The organism is Kitasatospora sp. NPDC057518 (assembly GCF_042802075.1).
GTDB lineage: Bacteria > Actinomycetota > Actinomycetes > Streptomycetales > Streptomycetaceae > Kitasatospora.
In genome coordinates, this window is the sequence record NZ_JBHVEU010000013.1 from 39,060 (window position 1) to 47,015 (window position 7,956).

The 7,956-nt window shown below is 74.3% G+C and carries 7 protein-coding genes and 1 pseudogene; 5 read left to right on the forward strand and 3 right to left on the reverse strand.

What is annotated here, in order from left to right:
- Nucleotides 1-64: 64 nt before the first annotated feature.
- From ACFU7Z_RS02630 to ACFU7Z_RS02640, 3 genes are all read left to right on the forward strand, one after another.
- Nucleotides 65-268 (forward strand): MbtH family NRPS accessory protein, encoded by a 204-nt coding sequence (locus ACFU7Z_RS02630; RefSeq protein ID WP_049649584.1) that lies wholly within the window; start codon nucleotides 65-67, stop codon nucleotides 266-268.
- 93 nt (nucleotides 269-361) lie between these two features.
- Nucleotides 362-874, forward strand: a complete 513-nt coding sequence (locus ACFU7Z_RS02635) for a GNAT family N-acetyltransferase (RefSeq protein ID WP_375873067.1) — start codon at nucleotides 362-364, stop codon at nucleotides 872-874.
- An 81-nt stretch (nucleotides 875-955) separates the two neighbouring features.
- Nucleotides 956-3,016: a DUF2264 domain-containing protein gene (locus ACFU7Z_RS02640; protein ID WP_380775503.1), complete on the forward strand. Its 2,061-nt coding sequence runs from the start codon at nucleotides 956-958 to the stop codon at nucleotides 3,014-3,016.
- Between the two features lie 37 nt (nucleotides 3,017-3,053).
- Here the strand turns inward: ACFU7Z_RS02640 and pip are convergent, their stop codons facing one another.
- Nucleotides 3,054-4,013 carry a prolyl aminopeptidase gene (pip, locus tag ACFU7Z_RS02645; protein ID WP_380775505.1) on the reverse strand — a complete coding sequence of 320 codons (960 nt, stop codon included), beginning with the start codon at nucleotides 4,011-4,013 and terminating at the stop codon, nucleotides 3,054-3,056.
- Between the two features lie 89 nt (nucleotides 4,014-4,102).
- Complete coding sequence (locus tag ACFU7Z_RS02650; protein WP_380775507.1) at nucleotides 4,103-4,546, reverse strand: hypothetical protein; 444 nt, start codon at nucleotides 4,544-4,546, stop codon at nucleotides 4,103-4,105.
- Nucleotides 4,547-4,909: 363 nt separating this feature from the next.
- Here ACFU7Z_RS02650 and ACFU7Z_RS02655 point away from each other — a divergent pair, with 363 nt between their 5' ends.
- Nucleotides 4,910-5,965: a hypothetical protein gene (locus ACFU7Z_RS02655; protein WP_380775508.1), complete on the forward strand. Its 1,056-nt coding sequence runs from the start codon at nucleotides 4,910-4,912 to the stop codon at nucleotides 5,963-5,965.
- Nucleotides 5,966-6,286: 321 nt separating this feature from the next.
- Here ACFU7Z_RS02655 and ACFU7Z_RS02660 read toward each other — a convergent pair whose 3' ends face one another.
- Nucleotides 6,287-7,477, reverse strand: a complete 1,191-nt coding sequence (locus ACFU7Z_RS02660) for an alpha/beta hydrolase family protein (protein ID WP_380775510.1) — start codon at nucleotides 7,475-7,477, stop codon at nucleotides 6,287-6,289.
- Nucleotides 7,478-7,644: 167 nt separating this feature from the next.
- Here ACFU7Z_RS02660 and ACFU7Z_RS02665 point away from each other — a divergent pair.
- Nucleotides 7,645-7,956: pseudogene (locus ACFU7Z_RS02665) on the forward strand (two-component sensor histidine kinase); the annotation flags it as partial.

Consider the following 7,956-nt stretch of genomic DNA (forward strand, 5'->3'; position numbering starts at 1 on the left):
TACCGACCCTGCCCACCCGTACCGACCCCGCCGAGACCGACCCGCGATGACGAAGGAGCCCGACATGGACGAGAACACCCGCTACCAGGTGCTGCGCAACGACGAGGAGCAGTACTCCCTCTGGCCCGCCGACCTCGACGTCCCGGCCGGCTGGCAGCCCGTCGGCACCGAGGGCACCGAGGCCGAGTGCACCGCCTACGTCGACGAGGTGTGGACCGACATGCGCCCGAAGAGCCTGCGCGAGCGCATGGAGAACGCCCGAGCCTGACCGGCCGCGGGGACGGGGCCGCCGGCCGCGCCGACCGGCCCCGCCCCACGGCTGCCGCACCACCGAACCACCACGACCCAAGAGGAGAGCGGCATGACCCCTCAGCTGCGCACCGAGCACCTGGAGTTCATCCCCTACCGGCCCGAGGACGAGGACGCCTTCGTCTCCCTGCTCCGCAACGCGGACGTGTGCCGCTGGATGGGCCAGGACCTGGTGCCCGAGCCGGACATCCGCACGCTGTTCCGCGCGATCCTGACCGACGTCTACCCGCAGCACCTCTTCGACATCTGGGGCCTCTGGCTGGACGGCGCGTACGCCGGCCACGCCGAGGTCAAGCGCACCGGGAACGTCGACGGCCACGAGCTGGTCACCGCGCTGGCCCCGGAGTTCTGGGGCCGGGGCCTGGGCGCCGAGGTGGTCCGCGGCCTGATCCGCTACGCCGGCGACGAACTGGGGCTCAAGGAGGTCTACGGCATGGTCGGCGCGGAGAACACCCCGAGTCTGGCGATGTGCCGGCGGCTCGGCTTCCGCCACCTGCGCGACGTGGTCGGGGACGACGGCTCGGTGACCAAGCTGCTCGCCGTCTCCACCGCCGACCCGGCCTGAGCCGCCCGGGCCCGCGGCGCGCCCGGCCGTACGGTGAGGGTGCCGGAGCCGCCGGCACCGTCGCCACCAGGAGGCCGCCGTATGCGGGACCGACCGACCGCGGGGCTCGACCTGCCGCCCGAGGACCGGGCGGGCGCGCCGGTGACGGGCTGGACCCGGCGGCACTGGATCGCCGTCGCGGACCACCTGCTGGCGTCCCTGCGGCCCTACCGCAGCCCGCTCGGGGCGCGGATCTCGCCACCGGGGCGCGGCAGTTGGTCGGGCGGCGACACCGACGGCCTGGAGGGCTTCGCGCGGACGGCGGTGCTGGCCGCCGTCCGGCTGGCGGCCGGCGACGAGCCGGCGCGCGGCAGCCTCGGAGAGCTGGCCGACCAGGTCACCGCCGGGCTGCTCGCCGGCACGGACCCCGGCGGGCCGGAGCGCTGGCCGGCCGTCACCGACTACTCCCAGCAGATCGTCGAGGCCGCGTCGCTCGCGGTGGCCCTGCACGAGTCCCGCCCGTGGATCTGGGAGCGGCTGACCCCCGGTCAGCGCGAGCAGGTGGCGGGCTGGCTCGGCGGGACGGTCGGCCGGGGCGTCCGGGAGAACAACCACGTGCTCTTCCAGGCGGTGGTCGGCGAGTTCCTCGCCTCCGTCGGCGCCGGGCACGACCGAGGCGAGATCGAGGACCGGCTGGACCGGATCGAGCCGTGGTACTCCGGCGACGGCTGGTACCTGGACGGGCCGGAGACCCGCCACGACTACCGCTCGGGCGGCCCGCGGGAGTTCGCCGTCGGCCCGGGAGCGGCCTACGACGCCGGCCGCCGCTTCGACCACTACAACGCCTGGGGGTTCCACCTCTACCCGCTGCTCTGGGCGCGGATCGCCGGGGAACGCGCCGGGGCCAGGGCGGCGCTGTACCGCGAACGGCTGCACCGCTTCCTCGCCCAGTACCGCTGGCTGTTCGGGCCGGACGGCGCGGTGCTCCACCAGGGGCGGTCGCTGAGCTACCGCTTCGCCTGCCTGGCCCCGTTCTGGCTCGGGGCGCTGGACGGCGCGACCCCGCTCACCCCGGGGCAGACCCGCCGCCTGGCCTCCGGCGTGCTGCGGCACTTCACCGAGCGGGGCGCGCCCGACCCGCGCGGCCTGCTCCCGCTCGGCTGGTACGGGGAGCAGAGCGCGGCCGCCCAGGTCTACAGCTCGCCCGGCTCCCCGTACGCGGCGGCCATGGGGTTCCTGGGGCTGCTGCTCCCGGCCGGCCACCCGGTGTGGACGGCGCCCGAGGAGCCGCTCGCGGGGGAGCGCGCCGACCTGACGGCCGCGCTGCCCGTCCCCGGCTTCCTCGTCCACCGGACCGCCGCCGACGGGCTCGTCCGGGTGCTCAACCACGGCTCCTGCTACCTGACCGCCCCGCCGGCCGTCGAACGCGACGAGCCGCACTACGCCAGGCTCGCCTACTCGACCCGCACCGGGCCGGTGATCGGCCCGGAGGCGCCACGGATCGACAACCACCTGGCGCTGCTCCTGCCCGACGGCACCGCCACCCGCCGCGAGCGCATCCACCCGCTCGCCGTGACCGACCGGTACGCCGCCTCCTGGCACCGGCCGCTGCCCCCCGGCGGGCCCGTCCCCGGCGCGGCCCCGCCGCCCGTGGTGAGCGTCTCGGTGCCGGCCGGGCCCTGGGAGATCAGGGTGCACGGGCTGCGCCGGCCGCCCGGCTGGGGCCTGCGCGAGGGGGGTTACGCGCTGGCGGCCGAGGCGGAGCCGGAGACGGTCCTGCGGGAGCTTCCGGGCGCGGCCGTCCGGACGGCACCCGGCGCGAACGGGCCGGGGCTGGTCAGCGCGGTGCTCGGGCTGCACGGCTGGACGGCGGCGGAGGTGCACCGCCGCGAGCGGGCGAACGCCTTCGGCCACCGCTGCGCCGTGCCCCTCCTCGTGCTCCCGCCCGCTCCGGCGCCGGTATGTGACGACTCGTCAGAACAGTTCGAGGTGGTGGTCGGCGCCGTGCTGCTGACCGGTGCGCCGGGGGCGCCCCCGGCACCGGAGGTGACGGTCCGGGTGGCGGGCACCGAGGTCCGACTGACGTGGCCGGACGGGCGGACACTGCTGGTCCGCCCGGTCCTGCCGTGGCAGGCTCCGGTCGACCGCGGTCCGGCGACCTGAGTTCGGGGCCGGCGAGGTCGCCTCCGAGGCCTGGGGGTCAGCGGTTCTTGAACTCCTCGATGGCGGTCCGGGTCGCCTGCCCCATCGCCTCGCTGCCGGCGTGCCCGGAGTCCTCGATGATGTGGAGCCGTGCCCCCGGCCACGCCTTCGCGAGCTCCCAGGCCGTCTGCACCGGGCAGCCCATGTCGTGCCGGCCGTGGACGAGCACACCCGGGATGCCGGCCAACAGGTGGGCGTCGCGCAGCAGTTGGTCCTCCTCCAGCCAGGCGCCGTGGCTGAAGAAGTGGGCGCAGATCCGGACGAAGGCGATCCGTTCGTCCACCTCGCGGTCGCTGTACATGCCGGGTGAACCGTTGGGCTCGTTGGAGACGACCGCGTCCTCCCAGGCGAGCCAGTCGGCGGCGGCCTTCTCCCGGACGGCGCGGTCGGGGTTCTCCATCAGCCGCGCGTACGCCGCCAACAGGTCGCCGTCCCGCTCCTCCTCCGGGACGCCGTCGCGGAACCGGTCCCACGCCTCCGGGTGGAACCGTCCGGCACCCCGGTAGAGCCAGTCGATCTCGGCCCGCCGGGCCGTCGTCACGGCCGGGATGACGATCTCGGTGACCCGCTCGGGATGCCGCTGCGCGTAGGCCAGGACGAGGGTCGACCCCCAGGAGGCGCCGTTCAGCAACCACCGCTCCACACCGAGGTGTTCGCGCAGCCGCTCCATGTCGTCGATCAGATGCCGCGTCGTGTTCAGGCTCATGTCCGCCGCCGGGTCACTGGCGTGCGGGGTGCTGCGGCCGCAGTTGCGCTGGTCGAAGCGGATCACCCGGTAGCGCTCCGGGTCCCAGGCCCGGGTCGGCCGTCGCGGCGCCCCCGCACCCGGGCCGCCGTGGACGTTCAGGGCGGGCTTGCCGTCCGGGTTGCCGAGCTGCTCGTAGTAGAGGCGGTTGCCGTCTCCGGTATCCAGGACCCCGGTGTCGTACGGCTCGGTCGGAGGATAGAGGTCAACCATGAGCGCCGATCGTACGCGGGGGCCGCAACGGGCGGAAGGCACCGCTGGCGCTCCGCCCCGGGGCCGGTTCGCACTCGACTGGCTTCGGGTCAGGTCCGCTTGCGGCTCGCGATCTCGTCGGAGAGCCGCTGCACGTGGGCGGGGTCCGCGTCCCGGGCAAGGGCGACGTAGTGGTCCATGACGGCCGGCCGGTAGCGCACGGGAAACGTCTGCCCCGGGGCGAGTCGGGCGATCTCGGTGATCGTGAGGTTCTCGTCCGCGATACCGCGGAACGAGATGCCGCCGATGGTCTCCACGTCGAGCATCAGGGCCACGCGTGGGCTGCCGCCGCTGCTGATCTCCCGCCAGTCGACGAGAACGCCGAGCGCGAGCGCCCCCGTGCGCAGTTCCGCATTGCGCTTCCGTGCGTCCCTGCTCAGGACCGGGTTCGGGGCGATGCCCGGGAAGTCCGGCCCGACGCCGAGCGCTTCCCGACTCAGGTCGGGCCTGAGCCGCGCCGCCATGTCGTTGAGCTTCTTCTCCGAACCGAACATCCTGTCCCCTCCCTCACGCCGGTGCCGGAATCCCGGCCTGGCGCTTCGTTTTCGCCGCGATTGTACGTCGCGGCCGTTCCCGGCCTCCGGCGCATCACCCCGTCCCGACGGGGTCACCGTGGACGCGACACATCAACATGCGAGCTCACCAGTCTCGACCCCCGAGGACCGGAGGCCTCAGCGGGGGCCGCATCGGCTCGCGGCCCTCGGCGAGGGGGCGCTGTCTGGTGACGGTGACCGGCATTCATCCGAACAGGTGGTTTGAATGTGCCGTGATCTAGTGGGCGGGGTTCCGCACCGCACACTCGACGAGCCCCCCGGCTAGGGAGGGCGTCGTTTTCAGTGGCACGTGAAGGGGCTCGAATGATGCACGGGATCCGCCTCGCCCTCGCAGGGGTGCTGGCAGCCGGCGCGGTGTTAGCGGCAGGCCCGTCCGCCGGGGCGGTGGACGGGCCCGCCCCGGCAGTGAAGATCGTGGCCTCCGCCTGGTCGCAGGACGGGTGGATCGCCAAGGCCACCTGTCCCAGCGGCTACGGCCTGGTCGGCGGCGGGCAGGACGCCAACCTCTACGTCAACGCGACCTTCAAGACGGTCGTCGACAGCGTCGAGGCCAACGGGCCCGCCCCCGACAGCGCCAACACCTGGATGGTCCAGGCCAGCAGGGGCCAGGCCCGCGCCTTCGCCGTGTGTGCCCAGGGCGCGCCCGTGCCCACCGTCGTCGCCTCCGACTGGTCCCAGGCCGGATGGATCGCCAAGGCCACCTGCCCGGCGGGCCAGCGTCTGATCGGCGGCGGCCGGGACACCCGGCTGGAGACACTGATCAACGGGGACGTCAACGACGACATCGAACTCAACGCCCCCGACGCGACCGTCTCCGACACCTGGTCCGCGCAGGCCAAGAAGGGCCAGGCACGCGCGATGGCGCTGTGTGCCGCCGGAGCCCCCGCGCTGACCATCGTCGCCTCCGACTGGTCCCAGGCCGGGTGGATCGCCAAGGCCACCTGCCCCAGCGGCTACGGGCTGGTCGGCGGCGGCCAGGACGCCCGCATCGGAACCAACTTCACCGGCGCGCTCAGCGACGGCGTCGAGGCCAACGGGCCCGCCCCCGACAGCGCCAACACCTGGATGGTCCAGGCCAAGAGCGGCCAGACCCGCGCCTACGCCATGTGCGCCCAGGGCGCGCCCGTGCCCACCGTCGTCGCCTCCGACTGGTCCCAGAAGGGCCAGGTGGCCCGCGCCACTTGCCCCCAGGGCACACAGATCGCAGGCGGCGGACGGGACAGCCGTCTGGGCCTCGACGGTTTCGGCGCCATCGACGACGAGATCGAGCTGGACGCCCCCGACCCGCAGAACGCCAACTCCTGGACAACCCGCTCCCACATCGGCCAGAGTCGCGCCCTGGTCATGTGCAGGGCCTGACCAAGCCCACCCTCCGCCCCTCTGTGACACCACTCCGTCAACAGGAGTGGCGCCGCAGAGGGGCGTTCCGGTGCGGAGGCGTAGCCACATCTCCGCCTCCGCGCTCAGCCGCCGCCTCGCCGCCCACCACATCCCCGTGAGGCCGGGTCGCACCACTGCGCTGGTCCAGCTCGCCCAGGACCTGCCCCCAACCGTCCTCGCCCCGACGCCGAAGCCGCCGGGAAGGCGTCCTTCCGGCACAAGGACTGACCCCGGCCCGCATTCGCCGCCCCGCGGGATTCCCCGGGTCGTGATCCCCGTGCGAGGCCGGAGCCAAGGCGTTCACCGGGCGTAGTCGACCTCGGGGAAGTCAGGGGACGGGCCGTCGAGCAGCCGCCCCTGGTCGCGGAGGTGGAGGTCGAAGAAGGCTCGCGGGTAGGCGCGTTGGAACGCCTGTGCCCGGTGCCCGGGAATCGTCCCGACATCCTCCTCCAGATCGGACGCCGACCTGCCCAGGAGGGGGGCGAGCAGCGGCAGGATCAGCACGTCGTCGCCGAACGACTGGTGCGCGGCTCCCCGTACGGTCAGGTGCAGGCGCCAGCCGCGCAGGTGCGACCAGAACACGCGCAGGGCGGGGTTGTTCTCCATGCCGCCCTTGCCGAGGGTGTCCACGACCAGGAACGGACGGTCGAGCCCGGCGTCCACCACCGGGCCCGCCGCGCCCCCGTCCAGGCTCATGCCCGCAGTGATCCGCCCGTCGCTGAGCATCGTCGCGGCGGTGGTGGCGCCGCCCAGGGAGTGGCCGAGCATCCCGACGCGCCGCGGGTCGAGCGCCCCGCGCAGGCCGGTGGGCAGCGGGGTGCGGCAGACGCCGGGGTGGCCACCCGCGCGGAGGACGGCGAGCCGGTCCAGGACGAAGCGGATGTCGTCGGTACGGACCGCGAGGGCCTTGGCGTAGTCGCTGATCCCGCCCGTCGGGTTCGTCTCGACGCGTCCGCCGGGGAAGGCGACCGCCGCCGCGTCGTAGGTGTGGTCGACGGTGACCACCACGAAGCCGTGGCTGGCGAGGTCCTCCACGACGCCGGTGCCGAACGACCGTGACGCGTCGGCGCCGGGGGAGTAGAGCACGACGGGCAGGGGGCCGGGCGGGCCGCCGACGGGAGCGCCCTCGTGGCCATGGGTGGCTCCCAGCCGTACCCGGCCGGGAGGCAGGCCGAGGATGCTCAGGTACCGGTCGGCCGCCGCCGGAGGCATCCAGGGAACGGTGGGGCGGTCCGCGCGGCCGCGGGCGGGGTACCAGACGCTGATCATCAGCTCACGGCAGGGGCGGGAGGGCACCCAGGGGTCCGGCCGCGCGGTGTCGGCCAGGTGCAGCGCGACCGTACCCAACGGGTACGGGCCGTTCGGGGCGGGCAGCTGGAACCGCACGGGTTCCTCCTGCCCCGCTTGCGCGACGGCCGCCGGCGCGAGCGGACCCGGGATCAGGGCGGCGGCCAGTGCGGCGCCCGAGGACAGCAGTGTTCTCCGATTCATGCGTTCCACTGTTTCGGCCGACGAGCCGGGCGGCTTCGCCCCCGGGGAGGAACCAGGTGTCAGCCCAGGAGGGTACGACGGGCATCGGTCGTGCGGATGACTCAGCCCGTGAGATGACGTCCTCCGGGCTGACGGGTCCTGGGCCCCGCTTGGATAGCGTGGCCGGCATGGGTGACGGTGAGTCACGGCCGCTGGTGGCCGGACGTCTGCGGGACGGACAGTGGCAGGGCGTGGACACGGTCGCGGCCGTACTCCTCGCCCTGGCGTTCGGCGTGAGCGAGACGCTGAGCGGTGGCTGGGGCGCGGGGGCCGTGGCGGCGGTGGTCTGGCTGCCGGTCGCGGTACGGCGCAGGTGGCCCGTCCGGGTTCTGTACACGGTCCTGGCCGGAGCGGTCCTCGCCGTGGTGTCCACCGGTTGGGAGGCCTCCTGGGTCCCGGTCGGGACCGCCCTGTACACGGTGGCGGCGCGGGAACCGCGG

Excerpts from the sequence above, each read along its gene's own strand:
- ACFU7Z_RS02630 (WP_049649584.1), top strand. The coding sequence starts at position 65 with ATGGACGAGAACACCCGCTACCAGGTGCTGCGCAACGACGAGGAGCAG.
- ACFU7Z_RS02660 (WP_380775510.1), bottom strand. The coding sequence starts at position 7,477 with ATGAATCGGAGAACACTGCTGTCCTCGGGCGCCGCACTGGCCGCCGCC.
- ACFU7Z_RS02650 (WP_380775507.1), bottom strand. The coding sequence starts at position 4,546 with ATGTTCGGTTCGGAGAAGAAGCTCAACGACATGGCGGCGCGGCTCAGG.
- pip (WP_380775505.1), bottom strand. The coding sequence starts at position 4,013 with ATGGTTGACCTCTATCCTCCGACCGAGCCGTACGACACCGGGGTCCTG.
- ACFU7Z_RS02640 (WP_380775503.1), top strand. The coding sequence starts at position 956 with ATGCGGGACCGACCGACCGCGGGGCTCGACCTGCCGCCCGAGGACCGG.
- ACFU7Z_RS02635 (WP_375873067.1), top strand. The coding sequence starts at position 362 with ATGACCCCTCAGCTGCGCACCGAGCACCTGGAGTTCATCCCCTACCGG.
- ACFU7Z_RS02655 (WP_380775508.1), top strand. The coding sequence starts at position 4,910 with ATGATGCACGGGATCCGCCTCGCCCTCGCAGGGGTGCTGGCAGCCGGC.